This is a genomic window from Burkholderia sp. AU33803 (assembly GCF_002223095.1).
In the GTDB taxonomy this organism is placed as follows: domain Bacteria; phylum Pseudomonadota; class Gammaproteobacteria; order Burkholderiales; family Burkholderiaceae; genus Burkholderia.
In genome coordinates, this window is the sequence record NZ_NKFJ01000006.1 from 1342252 (window position 1) to 1358705 (window position 16454).

Annotated in this window: 12 protein-coding genes; 5 read left to right on the plus strand and 7 right to left on the minus strand. The window is 67.2% G+C overall.

The window, feature by feature from the left end:
• Positions 1 to 110: 110 nt before the first annotated feature.
• Both CFB41_RS23340 and CFB41_RS23345 read right to left on the minus strand, forming a co-directional pair.
• Positions 111 to 4673: a DEAD/DEAH box helicase gene (locus CFB41_RS23340; protein ID WP_089458040.1), complete on the minus strand. Its 4563-nt coding sequence runs from the start codon at positions 4671 to 4673 to the stop codon at positions 111 to 113.
• A 201-nt stretch (positions 4674 to 4874) separates the two neighbouring features.
• Positions 4875 to 5399, minus strand: a complete 525-nt coding sequence (locus CFB41_RS23345) for a metal-dependent hydrolase (RefSeq protein WP_089442663.1) — start codon at positions 5397 to 5399, stop codon at positions 4875 to 4877.
• 398 nt (positions 5400 to 5797) lie between these two features.
• On the opposite strand from CFB41_RS23345, the gene ggt reads away from it, so the two are divergent.
• Positions 5798 to 7519, plus strand: a complete 1722-nt coding sequence (gene ggt / locus CFB41_RS23350; protein WP_089442662.1) for a gamma-glutamyltransferase — start codon at positions 5798 to 5800, stop codon at positions 7517 to 7519.
• An 87-nt stretch (positions 7520 to 7606) separates the two neighbouring features.
• Here ggt and CFB41_RS23355 read toward each other — a convergent pair whose 3' ends face one another.
• Complete coding sequence (locus CFB41_RS23355; protein WP_089458041.1) at positions 7607 to 8530, minus strand: alpha/beta fold hydrolase; 924 nt, start codon at positions 8528 to 8530, stop codon at positions 7607 to 7609.
• 353 nt (positions 8531 to 8883) lie between these two features.
• Between CFB41_RS23355 and CFB41_RS23360 the strand changes: the two genes are divergently transcribed.
• From CFB41_RS23360 to ppk2, 3 genes are all read left to right on the plus strand, one after another.
• Entirely contained in the window at positions 8884 to 9333 is a 450-nt protein-coding gene (locus CFB41_RS23360) for a helix-turn-helix domain-containing protein (protein WP_069251376.1), read from the plus strand.
• A 67-nt stretch (positions 9334 to 9400) separates the two neighbouring features.
• The gene (locus tag CFB41_RS37690; RefSeq protein WP_256941145.1) at positions 9401 to 9532 is read left to right on the plus strand and encodes a hypothetical protein; all 132 of its coding nucleotides are present in this window, start codon (positions 9401 to 9403) and stop codon (positions 9530 to 9532) included.
• Between the two features lie 89 nt (positions 9533 to 9621).
• Positions 9622 to 10581, plus strand: coding sequence for a polyphosphate kinase 2 (gene ppk2 / locus CFB41_RS23365; RefSeq protein ID WP_089458042.1), 960 nt, complete (start codon positions 9622 to 9624; stop codon positions 10579 to 10581).
• Between the two features lie 55 nt (positions 10582 to 10636).
• Here the strand turns inward: ppk2 and CFB41_RS23370 are convergent, their stop codons facing one another.
• From CFB41_RS23370 to CFB41_RS23380, 3 genes are all read right to left on the minus strand, one after another.
• Complete coding sequence (locus CFB41_RS23370) at positions 10637 to 10927, minus strand: H-NS histone family protein (protein WP_089458043.1); 291 nt, start codon at positions 10925 to 10927, stop codon at positions 10637 to 10639.
• Between the two features lie 266 nt (positions 10928 to 11193).
• Positions 11194 to 11781 (minus strand): YigZ family protein, encoded by a 588-nt coding sequence (locus CFB41_RS23375; protein ID WP_089458044.1) that lies wholly within the window; start codon positions 11779 to 11781, stop codon positions 11194 to 11196.
• 255 nt (positions 11782 to 12036) lie between these two features.
• Positions 12037 to 12894 carry a LysR family transcriptional regulator gene (locus CFB41_RS23380; RefSeq protein ID WP_089458967.1) on the minus strand — a complete coding sequence of 286 codons (858 nt, stop codon included), beginning with the start codon at positions 12892 to 12894 and terminating at the stop codon, positions 12037 to 12039.
• A 127-nt stretch (positions 12895 to 13021) separates the two neighbouring features.
• Between CFB41_RS23380 and CFB41_RS23385 the strand changes: the two genes are divergently transcribed.
• The gene (locus tag CFB41_RS23385) at positions 13022 to 13600 is read left to right on the plus strand and encodes a DUF4865 family protein (protein ID WP_179250139.1); all 579 of its coding nucleotides are present in this window, start codon (positions 13022 to 13024) and stop codon (positions 13598 to 13600) included.
• Positions 13601 to 13846: 246 nt separating this feature from the next.
• Here CFB41_RS23385 and CFB41_RS23390 read toward each other — a convergent pair whose 3' ends face one another.
• On the minus strand, positions 13847 to 16048 hold the full coding sequence (locus tag CFB41_RS23390) for a glycoside hydrolase family 3 C-terminal domain-containing protein (RefSeq protein WP_089442655.1): 2202 nt from the start codon (positions 16046 to 16048) through the stop codon (positions 13847 to 13849).
• Positions 16049 to 16454: the final 406 nt, after the last annotated feature.

The window sequence follows — 16454 nt, forward strand, 5'->3', positions numbered from 1 at the left end:
TGTGTTCGAGCGCGGGCGCTCGTGCGGAAAGTCGTTCGATGCTACCCGAACGACGGCGGCCGCGCGGCCCGGCGATCAGTAGTCCGTGCGGTGTCGCGTGTCAGCCGATGTCAGCAGTGGCGTGCGAGCCGCAGGCGGGCATCCTCGCGCGCGGCGGGTGACAGTTCGGGGGCGTAGTGGAACGCGCCCGAAACCAGCGACGCGACGGGCACGCCGTCGCGGAACAGCACGCGATTGCCGGCCAGCGCCGGCACCTTGTCGCCGGGCAGCAGCGTGCCGGCGAGATTCAGCGGATCGGCGCCCGTCACGCATACGTACTGTCCGTCGCCCGGTTGCCGCCGCAGTTCGCGCAGGATCGGAATCGCTTCGGGCAGCGCGAACTGTTCGCCCGCGAGCCCGGCGACGAAGCGTCCGCCGCGAATCTCGCCGCGCGCTTCGAGGCGCTGCAGCACGCGCACGAGTTCGCGCCAGCTCGGCAGCCAGTCGGCCTCGCGTTCGAGCAGCCGCCAGAACACGACGCCGTAGCGGCGCAGCAGCGTCCACGCGATGTGTTCGAGCGCGTCGGGGTCGGTCGCGGCCTGGCCGCGTTTCGGCACGGGCGCATCGTCCGGCGGCGCGTGACGTTGCACGAGTGCCCAGCGGCCGGCGTCGTCCATCCCGCCGATCAGCGCGCCGCCGCGCCGGGTGCGTGGCGCATAGGTCGCGCTGCGCTTGACGGCGGGCTTCAACAGCGCACGCAGGCCCGCGTAGCTGTCCGCATTCACGAGGCCGGCCGACACGAGCTCGCCGAGCGCCTGTTCGAGTTCGACGGGCAGCATGTGCAGGTCGTCGAGCAGCGCATCGAAGAACATCGCGCCATGCGCGGCGAGGGCGTCGCGTACCTGCGTGGCGCGCGCGGACAGCGCCGGTTGCGCGTCGGGATCACGCAGCGCCTGCCATGCCGAGAGGTGGCGGCGCGGCAGCAGCACGATCGGCGTCGTCTTCACGGGTGTGCCGGCCGCGCGCGCCGGTGCGCCGATGCGTGTCCACACGAGCTTGCCCGAGCGGCACAGCTCGTCGAGGCCGCCCGCCATGTAGTCGGTGAGCCGCGCCGGCAGCAGCGCGTCTTCCCAGGCGCTCGCCGCGGCCTCGTAGCCTTCGAGCTGTTCGACCACGGCCGCGAGTGCGTCGCGGCCCGTACCGCGCGTGTCCGGCGTCAGGTGTTGCCAGTGGAACAGAAAGCGCATGAAGTCTGCACGCTCGACCGGCTCGATCTCGCGGCGCAGCCGCTTCACCGTATAGCGATGAATGCGTGCAAGCAGATGGCGTTCGCACCATTCGTCCGTCGTTGTGCCCGGCGTGAACCGGCCGCGCATCACATAACCTTCGCGTTCCAGCGCCGCGAGTGCCGTCGCGACCGACGCGGGCGGCAGGCCGAGCGGTGCCGCGATCGCGTCGAGCGCAAGCGGCCCGAAGCCGGTGAGCCGCGCGCGGATCACGTCGACGAGTGCGGCATCGGCTTCCCACGGCTGCGCGCAGGCGGCCGGCACCTTGAGCGCCGGCGCGATGCGTGCGTCGGGATGCAGCGCACGCATACAGACGAGTCGTTCGACCGGTACCCATAGCGCGGCGTGGCCGGGTGTCACGAGTTTCGTCGCACGGCGGCGTTCGGCGAGTTCCGCGAGCCGGTCGAGCCAGCCATCGCGTTGGCGTGCTTCGCTGTCGGCGATGCACGCGAGCGTGAGCAGCGCGTCGTGCATTTCGTCGGCGTCGCGCACGAGCGGCCAGGCTTCGTCGCGCACGGCATCGATCGCGTCGGCGTCGAGCGCGCCGAGATCGTCGGCCGATTCGGGATCGCTCCAGCGGCGCGACTGCACGGCCTGCGTGCGGCGTTCCTCGAGCGGGGCATCGTCGAGGAACGCGTAGGGTTTCGCGTTCAGGATCTCGGCCGCGAGCGGCGACGGCGCGGGCAGGTCGCGCGCGACGAGTTCGATCGCGCCGCTCTCGATCCGGCGCAGCAGCGCAAGCCAGCCCTCGGTGTCCATCGCGTCGTGCAGGCAGTCGTCGAGCGTCTGGTCGACGAGCGGGTGATGCGGGATCTCGCGCTCGCCGACGATGTTCTCGAGGCACGCGACCTGATCGGGGAACACGGTCGCGAGCAGGTCGTCGCTCTTCATCCGCTGCAGTTGCGGCGCGGTGCGCTTGCCGCCGGTGAAGCGCGGCAAGGCAAGCGCGGTCGTCGCGTTCCAGCGCCAGCGCACGCCGAACATCGGCGCGTCGAGCAGGGCCTGGATCAGCACGTGCTCGGCGCTCGCCGAGCGCAGGTAGCGCCACACTTCGTCGAGCGCGAAGCTGTGCGCGAGCGACAGCGACAGGATGATCGCGTCGTCGGTCGCGGCCGCTTGCAGCTCGAAGTTGAAATTGCGGCAGAAGCGCTTGCGCAGCGCGAGCCCCCACGCGCGGTTGATGCGGCTGCCGAACGGCGAATGGATCACGAGTTGCGTGCCGCCCGATTCGTCGAAGAAGCGCTCCATCACGAGCGTGTCCTGCGTCGGCAACGCGCCGAGCGCGGCGCGCGTGCGCGCGAGATACTCGGCGATCTGGTGCGCGGCGTCGGGCGACAGGTGCAGATCGTCGACGAGCCAGCGCAACGCCGGCGCGAGACGGCTGTCGGCCGGGTTGGCAGGGGCGACCCGGGCGACGTCGTTTCGTACACTGATCGCGGCTTCGGCTTCGGCTTCGGCTTCGGCTTCGGCTTCAACACGTCGCGTCGATTTTGCGCCGCCTTTGGTCTTGGCTTTGGTCGTCGCCCTTGTTTCAGCCGTCGTCTTCCCGCGGATCTCGTCGTCAGTGCGTTCACCGCCTCGGGCATGTCCTTGCCGGTCGCCGTCGGCGAACAGCCCGTCGAGCCGCGCGCGCAGCCGGCCGACCGCCGCCGACAGCTCGTCGCTGCGCCCCGGCGCCTCGCCGAGCCAGAACGGAATGCTCGGCGACTGGCCTTGAGCGTCCTCGACACGCACGCGGCCCGTTTCGACGCGAATGATCCGGTACGACTGGTTGCCCAACTGGAACACGTCGCCGGCCAGGCTCTCGATCGCGAAATCCTCGTTGACCGTGCCGACCTGAATGCCCTGCGGTTCGAGGAGCACCGCGTAGTCGGCCATGTCGGGGATCGTGCCGCCCGACGTGGTGGCGGTCATCATCGCGTTGCGGCGCCCGCGCACGGTGCCGCCGACCACGTCGCGATGCAGGTACGCGCCGCGCACGCCGCGCCGGCTCGTGAAGCCTTCGGCGAGCATCTTCATCACTTCGTCGAAGCGCTCGCGCGTCAACCGCGCATACGGCGCCGCGCGCGTGAAACTCGCATACAGCGCGTCTTCCTGCCATTCCGTGCACGCCACTTCGGCGACGATCTGCTGCGCGAGCACGTCGAGCGGCGCTTCGGGAATGCGCAGCGTGTCGAGCTCGCCGCGCTGCACGCAATCGAGCAGCGCCGCGCATTCGACGAGCTCGTCGCGCGACAGCGGGAACAACCGGCCCTTCGGCACGCCGCCGACATGGTGCCCGGAGCGGCCGACGCGCTGCAGGAACGGTGCGATCCCGCGCGGCGAACCGACCTGGCAGACGAGGTCGACGTCACCGATATCGATGCCGAGTTCAAGTGATGCGGTGGCGACGAGCAGTTTCAGTTCGCCGCGCTTCAGGCGCTGCTCGGCGTCGAAGCGATGCTCCTTCGCGAGACTGCCGTGATGCGCGGCGATCGCCTCCTTGCCGAGCCGATCGGCGAGATGGCGCGCCATGCGCTCGGCGGTGCGTCGCGTGTTGACGAACACGAGCGTCGTGCGATGCGCGGCCGCCAGCCCGGCGATGCGGTCGTATACCTGTTCCCAGACGTCGGTTGCCATCACGGGTTCGAGCGGCACGTTCGGCAGTTCGAGCGCGAGGTCGCGCTCACGCGTGTGGCCCGTGTCGACGATCGTGCAGTCGCGCGGCGCGTCGGCCGGGCCGCCAACCAGGAAGCGTGCGACCGCATCGATCGGTTTTTGCGTGGCCGACAGCCCGATGCGCGGCAGCGCGCGGCCGGCGAGCGCGTCGAGACGTTCGAGCGACAACGCGAGATGGCTGCCGCGCTTCGATGACGCGAGCGCATGGATTTCGTCGACGATGACCGAGCGCACGTTCGACAGCATCTGCCGCCCCGACGTGGACGACAACAGCACGTACAACGACTCGGGCGTCGTGACGAGAATGTGCGGCGCGCGCTTGCGCAATGCGGCGCGCTCGGCCTGCGTCGTGTCGCCGGTGCGCACGGCGGTGCGGATCGCCGGCACCGGCAGGCCGAGTTGCGCGAGCGATTCGGCGATGCCGGCCAGCGGCGCATCGAGGTTCACGTGGATGTCGTTCGACAGCGCCTTCAGCGGCGACACATACACGACGAGCGTCGCATCGGGCAGCGTGCTGTCGTGCGCCAGCGCATCGCGCACCAGATCGTCGATTGCACACAGGAACGCGGTGAGCGTCTTGCCGGAGCCGGTCGGTGCGGCCACGAGCGTCGAGCGGCCGGCCTTGATGTGCGGCCACGCGAGCGCCTGCGCGCCGGTCGGTGCGGCGAACGTGCGCCGGAACCACGCGGCGACGGCCGGGTGGAACACGTCGAGCGCACTGACAGCTGGGCGGGTCGTGGTGACGTCCATCGGAGCGTTGAAATGGGGTGCAAGCGCGCGGTGGGCGCGGGTGCGAATCGAATCGTCAGTGTGCCAGACGTCGCGTATGCGCGCGCGGCACGTGTGTCGACGATTCCGCTTCAGATGGGGGCCGTCACCGCACTTTCAATGAACGGAAAGTTGCATGCACGTCGGCACGCGGATCGCGTGCCGAATTGCGCCCAATTGCAACTAAACGCGATGCAGCCAGCCGATCCAGTGTTCGAGCAACGGCGCACGCGAGCACAGCGACTGCGCGAGCCACAGCGTGCCGCCCCATGCGGCGGCCACGACGATCAGGTCGCAACGCCCGCTCTTCCACAGGTTGAGCGAATGACGCCGCCAGATCCACGGCACGCCGAGCGGGTTCGGCCAGTCGGCGAGCAGGTGCATCAAGCCGCCGCATGCGAAGCCGAACAGCGGCGCGGCCCACAGCGGATGCGGATCATGGATGAGCCCGTGCCACCCGAGCGCCAGCAGCGCGATCCAGCCGATGCCCCAGTGCGTGACGGTGCGATGCGTGATCCACAAACGGCGCTTGCGGCTCCACCATGCGACTTCGAGCCAGTCGGGCGCGGTGCCGCCCGCGACGCCGGCCGCGAACGCGGCGAACAGGCCCGAATGCCACGGGCCGGTTGCGCCGGTTTGTGCGACGAGGACGGCGGCGGCGACACCGGCCGCGAAGCCGGACGCATGATGCGCATTGTGTGATGCCATAGGAAGCGAGACGAAGAAACGTGAAGCGACGCGTGCACGAAAAATGATGCACCGCGAAAGCGGGGCGCTATCTTCGCAGATCGGCCCACGCAGTGGGACGGGCCGTTTGCAGATTTTTTTGCACGGGTCGCGCAGCCTTCCGCGCAGTTCGCAACTTTCGGTTTTTTGTGCATTGCGTGACGACGTGTTCCGCGTGCCATTCGACCGCTCCGCATCGCTGTTCGGACGCCTCGACATGATCTTGCGCACATGACGAATGCGCTTTCGTTGCACGCCCCGTGTTCGACCCTTTTTGTCCCCCTATACTACGAGACCGGATGTGGCCGTCGGCGCGCCAGCGGCCATGAGCGGAACAGGTGCTTTTCCTGCCTGAAGGAGATCCACATGGGGGACATGCAATGACTACGCTGAATCGCTTCAAATCATCCGCTGTCGTGCTCGCGACGGTGGCCGGCATCGGCTTCCTGCCGAACGCGCCCGTCTATGCGAAGGGGCCGCAGCCGGCCATCCTGACGAGCTCGGCGGTCGCGGTGGCCGACAAGTACAGCGCGGATGCCGCGGAGCGAATCTTCAAGGAAGGCGGCAACGCGATCGACGCGGCCGTCGCGATCGCATTCACGCTCGCCGTCACGTATCCGGAAGCCGGCAACATCGGCGGTGGCGGCTTCATGACGATCTACAAGGACGGCAAGCCGTACTTCATCGACTACCGCGAGCGCGCGCCGCTCGCCGCGACGAAGGACATGTATCTCGACAAGGACGGCAACGTCGTCAAGGGCATGAGCCTGTACGGCCCGCGCGCGGTCGGCGTGCCGGGCACGGTCGCGGGCATGTGGGAAGCGCAGAAGCGCTTCGGCAAGCTGAAGTGGAAGCAGGTGCTCGCGCCGGCGATCCACTATGCACGCGACGGCTTCGTCGTCGACGAGCAGCTCGCGCAGCGCGGCGTCGACGCCTCGAAGGAGTTCGGCGGCAAGACCAACTTCGACAAATATTTCTCCGGGCTGAAGGCCGGTGTGAACTTCAAGCAGCCCGATCTCGCCGACGTGTTGACGCGCATCGCGGACGGCGGCGCGGAGGGCTTCTACAAGGGCAAGACGGCCGAGCTGATCGCCGCGTCGATGAAGACCGGCGACGGCAACGGGCTGATCACCACCGAGGATCTCGCGCAGTACCGTGCGGTATGGCGCCAGCCGGTGCAGGCGAAGTGGAACGGTTATGACGTGATCACCGCGCCGCCTCCGAGTTCGGGCGGCATCGGCCTCGTGCAGCTGCTGAAGATGAAGGCCGACCTCAAGCAGGACTTCGAGGGCGTGAAGCTCAACTCGCCGCAGTACATCCACCTCGTCGCGGAAATCGAGAAGCGCGTGTTCGCCGATCGTGCGCAGTATCTCGGCGATCCGGATTTCTACAAGGTGCCGATCGCGCAGCTGACCGACGACGCGTACATCGCGAAGCGGGCAGGCGAAGTCAACCCGAAGGAGCCGTCGGATACGAAGAGCGTGCAGCCGGGCCTCGGCACGACGATGCCGGAGAAGGCTGAAACGACGCACTTTTCGGTGGTCGACAAGTGGGGCAATGCAGTGTCGAACACGTACACGATCAACGGCTATTTCGGCTCGGGCGTGATCGCCGACGGCACCGGCATCGTGCTGAACGACGAGATGGACGACTTCTCCGCGAAGCCGGGCGTCGCGAACATGTTCGGCGTGGTCGGCAGCGACGCGAACGCGATCGAACCGAAGAAGCGCCCGCTGTCGTCGATGTCGCCGACGATCATGACCAAGGACGGCAAGGTGTCGCTCGTGATCGGCACGCCGGGCGGCTCGCGCATCTTCACGTCGATCTTCCAGGTGATCAACAACATCTACGACTTCAAGATGCCGTTGAAGGAGGCCGTCGGCGCGATGCGTTTCCATCACCAGCTGCTGCCGCCGAACACGATCTTCTGGGAGCCGTACCACCCGATCGAAGGCGAACTCGCGAAGCAGATCGAGGCGCGCGGCTATACGCTGAAGGGGCAGGATTTCAGCGGCGACATCCAGGTGATCAAGATCGACGGCAAGACGCCGGAAGCGATGGCCGATCCGCGCGGGCGTGGCGTGACGCGGATCATCCGGTGACGTGAAGCGGTGCGTGCGCGGTGGCGAAGGCGGCCGCGCACGCGGTGATCCGCAGCCGGGCATCGTGCCGCCGGCTGCGGAATACCCTCAGCCGGTGGCTCGGACGAATTCGGCGATGCGTGACGCGATGACGTCGGGCGCATCCTCGAAGCAGTAGTGCCCGACTCCCGCCAGCCGTTCGACGGGCGCGGACGGAAACAGTGCCGTGAAGAGCGGCAGGAAGTGTTCGGCGCCGAGCGTTCGATCGGCGTCTCCCCAGATCGCGAGCGCGGGCTTGTCGCGTATCGCGCTCAGCGCCGCCGCATCGGGCACCTCGAACCGATGCGCGCCAGCGGCAAACCCGCGGGCCCATCCGATCGCGCCGGCGCAGTCCGCCGGTTGCGCGAACGGCGCACCGTATGCGGCGATCCACGTGTCGTTGATCACCGCGTGATTTTCAAACCCGTTCAGCTTCAGCGTGCTCAGGATATTGAAGCCGAGCTGACCGAGCACCGTCTCGAGCGTATCGTCCGACGCCGCGCGCGCGATCCACTGGAACCACGGTGCGGCGCGACCGTTCGCGTTCAGCCGCTCGACCAGATCGGGCTGGCCGAATGGCGTCGGCCCGTTCGCGGACACGATCCGCCGGATGCGATCCGGATGCCGCGCGGCCAGCCCCATGCCGACCGGGCCGCCGAAGTCGTGCATCACGAGCGTGATGCGATCGAGGCCGCGCGCGAGCACGAAGCGCTCCAGGTTGTCGATATGGTCCTGCAGCCAGTAGCTGCGGTCCTGCGGCGTCGCGCTTTTGCCGAAGCCCATGTGATCGGGGACGACGACGCGGTGCGTCGGACTCAGCGCGGCAATCAGATGGCGGAACAGATAACCCCACGTGGGTTCGCCATGCAGGCACAGGAGGGTTTCGCCGTCGTGCGGACCTTCGTCCACGTAGTGCATCCGGAAGCCGGATGCGTCGTCGAAATGGGGGGCGAATGGAAAGGTGCCGTCGAACGTGGCATCGGACCGGATCATCGAATGCTCCTTCGGATAGTCGGATAGTTTGGTTTCAAGTTGAAACCGAATCGAAGCGTAGGATATTGGGTTTCAAGTTGCAACCAAAAAGATCGACGCGCTGGCCGCCGAATGACCGAGCCGTGGGCGCGTGATGACGCATCGGAAGGGAGCTGTGCCGGAATTTACCGGCCTGAAAGAGGAGGTGGAGTGCTAATCGGGCTCGAATCGGCCGTTCCATTCGGCCATCGCGAACAGTCGGGCCGCGGGAGATTGATCTTTCGTGTGGTGAGTTTTATATTGCAACCATTCATTTCAACGAAAACGACCGCCGTTCCGCCCGCATACCGGGAACGGCATCGCCCCATGCATCGATGAACAGACGAACCACGCACGAGGATTCCCCTTGCGGGGTTGCCCGCCCGCTGGACGCGATCGGCGACTGGTGGTCGCTGCTGATCGTCCGCGACGCGTTCGACGGGCTGCGCCGCTTCGGCGAATTCCAGAAGAACCTCGGGCTGGCCAAGAACATCCTGGCCGCGCGCCTGCGCAACCTGGTCGCGCACGGGATCATGGACATCGTGCCGGCCGCGGACGGCGGCGCGCATCACGAATACGTGCTGACCGAGAAAGGGCGTGGCCTGTTTCCGTTGCTCGTCGCGCTGCGGCAGTGGGGCGAGGATTTCTTCTTCGAACCGGACGAGGCACACGTGCTGCTCGTCGACCGGAAGAGCGGGTTGCCGGTCAGGAAGCTCGAACTGCGTTCGCAGGACGGGCGCGTGCTCGGGCCGGAGGACACGGTCGTGTTGCCGCCGCCGGACTGACGAGCGGCGACCGGGCTCGTGCCGCGTTCAACTCCGGTCGCTCGCCGTGTCGCATTCGAGGAAGCGGGTGACCTATATCCCGTTACGTACGAAGATTACGCTGGACATCGACCAGCCGAATCGGCAACTCGCATCGAACACGTTCGATATTTCCGCGAACCCCGTGCTGGCCAGCGTGCTGCTCGCGTTCCGCTTCTGACCGGCGCGCCGGCCCTTTTTTCATGAATTTGACGCGCGACACTGGGATAATGTCGGAGTTTGCCTGCGTCAATGATGGAAGGAGGCCCCATGGGCGACAACGATACCCGCACCGAGACCGACGACCGCACCGAGGTGGAGTCGATGGAATCGATGGAGGCGCGCCAGCGCCGCTTCGAGGAAGATCTGGTCGATGCCTACGACGAAGAGCTCGAGATGGAGCTCGACGATCGCCGCTTCGACGACAGCAACGACCTGCTGTTTTCGCAGGAGCGCCGCGAGGCGCGCAAGGAGTATTTCCGCGAGCTGTTCCGGCTGCAGGGCGAGCTCGTCAAGCTGCAAGACTGGGTCGTGAGCACCGGGCACCGGCTCGTCGTCATTTTCGAGGGGCGCGACGCAGCCGGCAAGGGCGGCGCGATCAAGCGCATCACGCAGCGGCTGAACCCGCGCGTCTGCCGCGTGGCGGCGCTGCCGGCGCCGAACAACCGCGAACGCACGCAATGGTATTTCCAGCGCTATGTCGCGCATCTGCCGGCCGGCGGCGAGATCGTGCTGTTCGACCGCAGCTGGTACAACCGCGCGGGCGTCGAGCGCGTGATGAACTTCTGTACCGACGAGGAATACGAGGAGTTTTTCCGTTCGGTGCCCGAATTCGAGAAGATGCTGGTGCGTAGCGGGATCCAGATCGTCAAGTACTGGTTCTCGATCACCGATCACGAGCAGGAAGTGCGTTTCCAGAGCCGGATCGAGGATCCGCTCAAGCAGTGGAAGCTGAGCCCGATGGATCTCGAGAGCCGCCGCCGCTGGGAAGCCTACACGGCCGCGAAGGAAGAGATGCTGCTGCGTACGCACATTCCGGAGGCGCCGTGGTGGGTCGTGCAGGCCGTCGACAAGAAGCGCGCGAGGCTGAACTGCATTCACCACCTGCTGCAGCAAGTGCCGTATCACGAGGTGCCGCACGCACCGATCGACCTGCCGCCGCGCGAGCATCACGAGGATTACATCCGTCGACCGGTGCCGGACAACATGATCGTGCCGGACACTTACTGAGCGGCCGGCGCGGATTCGATGCGATGAAGGGACGCGCCGCGCCACGCGGCGCGCATTACTCCCGAATCAGAAACGCGGTGCGGTCGCGCCCGACGATCCATGTGGGTGCACGGCCGCGGCCGCTCCATGTCGCGCCGGTTGCCGGGTCGCGATACTTCGCGCCGACGGTGAACAGCTTCGCGCGATCGCTGTAACCCTGCCCGAAGATTTCCCGCGCGGTCAGCGCGTAGCTCGTGACGAGTTCGCGTACCTGCGCCAGCACCGCATTGCGTTCGCGGCTCCGCGCCGCCTTGATGCGCCGATCGAGTTCCGCAAGCTGGGCTTGCAGTGTCTGCACTTGATGCATGCGTCCGTTATCCCGTAGCTGAATTTTGATTATTGGCGACGCGTGACGCACCGCACGTCGGCACACCCGGCCCTGGCGTGCCGACTCGGCCGGTGGCGGTTGCGTGCTGCCTGTGCCGGCCTGCGGATAAAACGTATGCGGCGCGAGTCGCCGGGAACCCGGTGAGATTAAGTGGCGGCGTGCGGTTTTTCTATCGGACGTATCTGATTTTTCGGCGGAATTTTCAGGCGGCGGGGTGACGGCGCGGTGACGATAGCGGCCGCTCGTTACAGATCGGGAAAGCCCGATCGCCCTTGCGTCAGGTCGAACAACTCGGTCCGCGCGTGCGCGTCGGCGGTTTCGGGCAGCTTGATCACGAGCTTGACCGTCATCCCGTACGCGCTGTCCACCAGTTCATAACCCGCCTGTTCGATCCAGCGGCGCACGCGCGCCTCCTCGGGATAACCGATCTCGATGGCGAGCCGCGTGTAGCGGATGCGCTCGACGCGCTCGGCATCGAGCAGCGCCGACGCGATTGCATCGGTGTACGCGCGCACCAGCCCGCCCGCGCCGAGCTTCACGCCGCCGTAGTAACGCACGACCGCACCGAGCACACCGTCGAGATCGTGATGGCGCAGCACTTCCAGGATCGGCCGGCCCGCCGTGCCGGACGGCTCGCCGTCGTCCGACATCCCCGATTGGCCGCCCGCCAGCAATGCCCAGCACACGTGCGTGGCTGCCGGATGCTCTTCGCGCAGGCGTTGCAGCGCCTGCATCGCGGCGTCGCGGTCGTCGACGGGAATCGCGTAGGCGATGAACCGGCTCTTGCGGATTTCGAGTTCCCGGATGTAGGTGGTGGCGAGCGAGTACATCATGCGTCGCGACGGGGAAAGGGTAGGGAAATCAAGGTGATGATGGCGTGTCGGTTCTTTGGGAGGGCGGCCCGCGCAGGCAGGGGGCCCCTGCATGGGCGCGATGAAGACGGAATTTTACCGTGGCGCGCGTCGAAGCCTTTCGAGGCCGTCACGGCCTGATCCGGGTGAGGTGCCGGATACCGAATGGAGAAGCGCCACTGTGCATGGTGCGGCAGCGGCCGTTCCGATTTTTTCTCCGATGGTTCAAGCACGCCATCACCGCGCGCCGACCGACGACCGCAGCGCTGCGCCCAGCGTGCGCAGCGCCTGCCGGGCCCGCGCATCGGTCAGGTTCGAGTAGAGCACCACGTCGCGCGCCGGCAACGGCGGCAGCCCGTATCGCGCGCCCACGTCGACCGTCCCGACGGGCGCCACGCGATGCCCGAGCGCGGCGACGGCCAGCCCCGCGGACACCGCCGCGCCGATCGTCGCCACGCCGCCGCCGACGAACACTTCAGTCCACGCGACACCGGCTTCGTCCAGCGCGCCGATCGCCATGTGGCGCACGCTGCACGGCTCGGCCTGCGTCGCGAGCCGCAGCGGTTGCGGCGGATGGTAGTCGAAATCGGTCGCGGCCATCCAGCCGAACGACTCCGACAGCAGGGTTTCCCCATCGAGCCGCCGGCTGCCGTGCTGCAGCGCGACGGCGGCGTCGAGCTGGCCGCGATCGAACGCATCGAGTACGTCGCGCGACGCGGCGACCCGGATCTCCAGCACGAGCCCCGGTTCCGCTTCGCTCATGCGCCGAAGCAGCATCGGCAGATCGGCGCCGATGGCATGATGGCTCACGCCGATCACCAGCCGCCGCTGGCCGGCGCCGAACGCGCCGACCGCACCCTGGTGAGCCGCTACGAGCTCGCGCGCGGGTTCCAGGAACGCGGTGCCGTCGGCCGACAGGCGAACCTGCCGCGGCGTGCGTTCCAGCAAACGGCGGCCGAGGCCGTCTTCAAGTCGCTTGATCTTCAGGCTCACCGCGGACTGCGTCGTGTCCATCGCCTCGGCGGCCCGCGTGAAGCTCTTGAGGTCGGCGGTCAGCACGAACGCCTGCACGGCTTCGATGTCGAGCGTTTTCATCACGCACTCATCCATTAAGAAAATGAATCATTGAAATATTCTGCCATCGTCTTTTCAAATGATTCAAGGTCTTCTACGCTGTTCTCGAGCCGTTCGGAATCTCCCTTGTCAATCCCAGGAGTCGATCATGCTGACCGCGTACTACGTGCACCGCCTGCCGGCGGACTACGACCTCGACATCATCCGCAATCGCGTGCGCGAGCGCGGCAGGCTCTGGGACGACACGCCGGATCTCGTGTTCAAGGGGTTTCTGCTGCGTGAGGCGGGCCGCTACGGTGCGACGGAAAACGGCTATGCGTCGCTTTATCTGTGGCGCAATGAACAGGCGTTCGCCCGGTTCGTCACGGACGGCCGCTATCGGGTCGTGACGGACAGTTTCGGGCGCGCGCCGATCGATGCGCAGGTCGCGCTCGATGCACGCAAGGGCAGCGCGTCGACGGGACGCTTCGTGCGGCTGGAGGCCGTCGATATTCCGGCGGACGCCGACCTCGATGCGACGCTGGCACGGGAAGTCGAGCGCAATCGCGATGCGGCGGCGCGGCAGGGTACGGTTGCGGCCGCCGTCAGCCTCGATCCGCTGCGCTGGCGGCTGACGCGCGTGCTCGTATCGGAGCAGGAGCCGGACGACGGCGGCGCGGGCACGGTGTATCAGGTTTTGCATCTGGCCCGGCCGTTGCTCGATACGCTCGAAGGGAGTGGGGTGTGATGGTTGGCGCTGTGTTCCGATCGCGGGCCGGGCCGGCGGGTGAACCCTGCGGCCCGGCATCCGCGCGATTGCCGGCCGGCCTGGTGATCGTCGCGCATCTCGCCGGGTTGGCGGTGGGGATCGCCGCGATTGCCGCGCTCGCGACGGTGCTGGCGCTGTTGTTCCGGTAAGGTGCGCGTTTGCGGATGAGTGAATACGGAAGCGCCGCACACGACGCACGCGGCGCTTCCGTCGGGTGATGACCGCTCAGTGCCCCTGCAACCGGATATCCCGCGACGACGCACCGACGTACACCGTCCCGCCCGGCACCACGCGCCAGCCGTTACGCGACGTATCCCACACGCTCTGCATCCGCGGCGACACGGTCACGCGCACACGCCGCGCCTCGCCCGGATTCAGCCGGATCTTCTCCCAGCCGACCAGCCGCTTCGGCGGTTCGTCCTTGTACGGCACGCCGAGATAGACCTGCGGCGTTTCCGCGCCGGCGACGCGCCCGTCGTTACGCACCGTGAACGCGACGCTCAGCGATCCGTCCCATTGCTTCGACACCGACAGCCCCGAATACGCGAAGTGCGTGTACGACAGCCCGTAGCCGAACTCGAACATCGGCTTGATGTTGTGCGCGTCATACCAGCGATAGCCCATGTTCAGCTTTTCCGCATAGACGGGATCGTTGTCGAACGCGCCGTTTTGCCCCCAGGTCGGCGAATCCTGATCGCGCGCGGGGAACGTCACGGGCAGCTTGCCGGACGGATTGACCGCACCGAACAGCACGTTCGCGATCGCCTTGCCGCCGGCTTCGCCCGGATACCACGCCTCGACGATCGCGGAGACCTGGTCCTTCCACGGCATCAGCACCGGGTTGCCGCTCTGGACGACGACGATCGTGTGCGGATTCGCGCGGGCGACGGCTTCGACCAGAGCATCCTGGTTCGACGGGTTCGCGAGGCTCAGGCTCTGGAGATCGCCGAAATCCTCGCCGGCCGGCTGCGCCACCACGACGATCGCGACGTCCGAACGGCCCGCGAGTGCCGCGGCCTGGTCGATCTCCTGCTGCGTGTACGCGCGGAACGGCGACTGCTGATCGCTGTTGCCGGCATACGTGACCTGCGCGGCCGGTGCGAGCGCGCGGATCGCCGCGACGATCGGCACGTCGACCTTCAGCCACGGATTGCGCCACCAGCTGCATCCCGTCGATGACCCGAACGTCAGGCCGCCGCACCCCGCGAACGATCCGGATACGGGGTCGCGCGTGTTGCCCGAGCCGCCGCCCGACAGCACGGCCGCATCGGCATGGCCGCCGATCACGGCGATACGCGACAGCGCCGACGCGGCGAGCGGCAACTGGTTGCCGTCGTTCTTCAGCAGAACGATCGACTGCTCGGAAGCGGATTGCGCGAACCGGTTTCCGGCCGCGAAATCGATCGTGCCGCCGCCTTTGGCCGGGTCGTCCATCACGCCGACGCGGATCATCACGGCGAGCTTGCGGCGCACCATGTCGTCGAGGCGCGCGGTCGACACCGAGCCGTTCGCGATCGCCTGCTTGACCGCCGCCGGCGTCAGGTACACGCTCGGCCCGACGTCTTCTTCCTCGTCGAGCCCGGCGTTGATCGCGGCGGCGGTGCTGTGCGTGGCGCCCCAGTCGGACTGCACCTGGCCCTGGAAACCCCATTCGTTCTTCAGCACGTCGTTCAGCAGATGGGGGTTCTCGCACGCATAAGTGCCGTTCAGGCGGTTGTAGCTGCACATCACGCTGCCGGGCCGCCCGCGCTTCGCGGCGATCTCGAACGGCAGCAGGTAAAGCTCGCGCAGCGTGCGTTCGTCGATCTGCGTGTTGCCGCCCATCCGGCCGTGCTCCTGCTCGTTGCCCGCGTAGTGCTTGATGGTCGCGATGACTTTCTGCCGCTGCGTGGCGAGCGTGCGTTCGGCGAGCAGGTCGCCGGCCAGCAGCGGATCCTCGCCGAGGTATTCGAACAGGCGGCCGCCGCGCGGTTCGCGCGCGAGGTTGGTGCCGCCGCCGAGGCCCATGCCGAATCCTTGCGCGCGCAACTGGATCGCGACCTGCTTGCCGAAGTCGTACGACAGGCGGCGATCCCAGCTCGCGGCGACGGCGATCGTCGCGGGGAACGTCGTGCTGGCCTGCGACGTGCTGCCGGAACCCGTCGCCGAGTCGACCATGTTCAGGTCGGGAATGCCGAGGCGCGGCACCCCCTGTATGTAGCCGGCGCCGCCGCCCGGCACCTTGGACATTTCGTATTGCGAATGAATGAATTGAAGTTTTTCGTCGAGCGTCATCTTGCGCACGAGCAGGTCAGCGCGCCGAGCCGCCGCGGCCGACGCGAATGCATCGGTCGCGTCGGCCTGCGCGTTGAAATCGGCGTCGCCCGCGTAGGCGGTGGTGCAGAGGGTCGCTGCCAGCACGACGGCCGGCCAGAGTGTGTCCCGCATGTTGCTCTCCATGATCGTATTGCCGGTTGTTCGGATGATGTCTGGAGCTGCGCACGTCCGGTGGATTCGCACCGGACGCAATTGGCCGGCAATGCTGGGTGGTTGCGCGTCGGCATGCCGGGCCAGGCGGGGAATCGTTACGGCCGGTTGGGCCCGATCGAACATCGAGGACGGCGACGCGGACCGCCCGGCGCTGCCGAATCGGATGTAGCGATTCTCTGCAGCGACCAATCGTACAAATGTAGTTTGACTACAGCATCGGTGTTTCTACCGATACGTGTGATCTTTATTTCGTAGGGGCGCGTAGCGGGGCGGAAAGACGGTCATCGTTCCCGATCGAGCGTGCGCGGAGGAGTAAGAAGTACCCGTGTGCGAGCGTGCGGAGGCGGCGGGCAATCAGGGGGCG